Annotated in this window: 1 protein-coding gene; it reads left to right on the forward strand. The window is 55.1% G+C overall.

All coding sequences use genetic code 11. The annotated features are described in order from the left end of the window. Positions 1–1,731 (forward strand): aspartate--tRNA ligase (gene aspS / locus TY09_RS17420; protein ID WP_042437041.1); only part of this gene is annotated, 1,731 nt, incomplete at its 5' end. Positions 1,732–1,785: the final 54 nt, after the last annotated feature.

Here is a 1,785-nt window from a genome sequence, read left to right on the forward strand (position 1 = left end):
TATCACACCCGCCTGTGCGGCCGGGTGAGTGAAACCGATATTGACCAGACGATCCGCGTGGCAGGCTGGGTGGAGAATATCCGCGACCACGGCGGTGTGCAGTTTCTGGATTTGCGGGATCATTACGGCGTGGTGCAGGTTGTGGTACACGACGAAGCCATGCTGCAGGACGTGGTGCGTGAATGCACCATCAGCGTTGAGGGAAAGGTGACCCTGCGCGATGCGGACACCATCAACCCCAAGCTGGCGACCGGTACGGTGGAAATCAAGGCGGACACTCTGACTGTGCTTGGCAAGGTGGCAAAGCCGCTCCCCTTCGAAGTTCCCAATTCCACAGATACCAAGGAAGACGTTCGATTGAAATACCGCTTTTTGGATCTGCGAAACCCGGAGGTTCACAATAATATCGTGCTTCGCTCGCAGGTGATTTCCTTTCTGCGCCAGAAAATGACCGAGATGGGCTTTCTGGAGATTCAGACACCCATTCTCTCTACCTCTTCCCCCGAGGGCGCGCGTGACTATCTGATCCCCAGCCGCAAGCATCACGGCAAATTTTACGCGCTGCCGCAGGCCCCGCAGATTTTCAAGCAGCTGCTGATGGTGTCGGGCTTTGACCGGTATTTTCAGATCGCTCCCTGCTTCCGCGATGAGGATGCGAGAGCCGACCGTTCCCCCGGTGAGTTCTATCAGCTTGATTTTGAGCTTGCTTTCGCCACGCAGGAGGATGTTTTCTCCGTCGCGGAAGAGGTGCTTTCCGAGGTATTTGCAAAGTTCTCGAACAAAGAGGTATCGAAGGCCCCTTATGTGCGCATTCCCTATCAGGAATCTATGCTGAGGTACGGCACGGATAAGCCTGATCTGAGAAACCCACTTGAGATTATCGATATTTCCGACATTTTTGACAACACGACCTTTGCGCCCTTCAAAAATAAGACGATCCGCGCCATCCGCGTGCCGGGCTGCACCGCGCAGCCGAAGAGCTTCTTTGAAAACATGCTGAAATTCGCTACCGAAATCGGCATGAAGGGCCTCGGCTATATCAGCGTGACGAGCGAGGGCGAATACAAGGGCCCAATCAATAAATTCCTGCCGGACGACAATCGTGAGGAGCTGATCTCGCGCGCGGGCCTGATTCCCGGCGATGTGATCTTCTTCATCGCAGACGAGCGCGACGCTGCCGCAAAGCTGGCCGGACAAATCCGCACCGAGCTTGGCAGACGCCTCAATCTGATCGATGAATCCCGCTTTGAGATGTGCTTCATCGTCGACTTCCCCATGTATGAAATCGATGAAGAAACCGGAAAATATATCTTTACGCACAATCCCTTCTCCATGCCCCAGGGCGGTCTTGAGGCGCTGCAGACCAAGAATCCCGAAGAGATTCTCGCCTACCAGTACGATATTGTGTGCAACGGCGTAGAGCTTTCGTCCGGCGCGGTGAGAAACCACGACCCCGAGATCATGGTAAAGGCGTTTGAAATCGCCGGCTATACCGAAGAGGATATCCGCGAGAAATTCGGCTCGCTGTACAACGCGTTCCACTACGGCGCTCCGCCGCACGCCGGTATGGCTCCCGGAGTGGACCGCATGGTGATGCTGCTGACTGAGCAGCAAAATATCCGCGAGGTCATCCCGTTCCCCATGAACAGCAACGCGCAGGATCTGCTGCTCGGCGCGCCGACCGAAGTGACCGAACAGCAGCTTCGTGAGGTTCATATTAAAATCAGATAAGGATCAGCAAAACAACCTAATACGAACGTGGCGGTTTCTTTTCCCGCCTACGGC

This window comes from Faecalispora jeddahensis, from assembly GCF_000577335.1.
GTDB classification, from domain to species: Bacteria; Bacillota; Clostridia; order Oscillospirales; family Acutalibacteraceae; genus Faecalispora; species Faecalispora jeddahensis.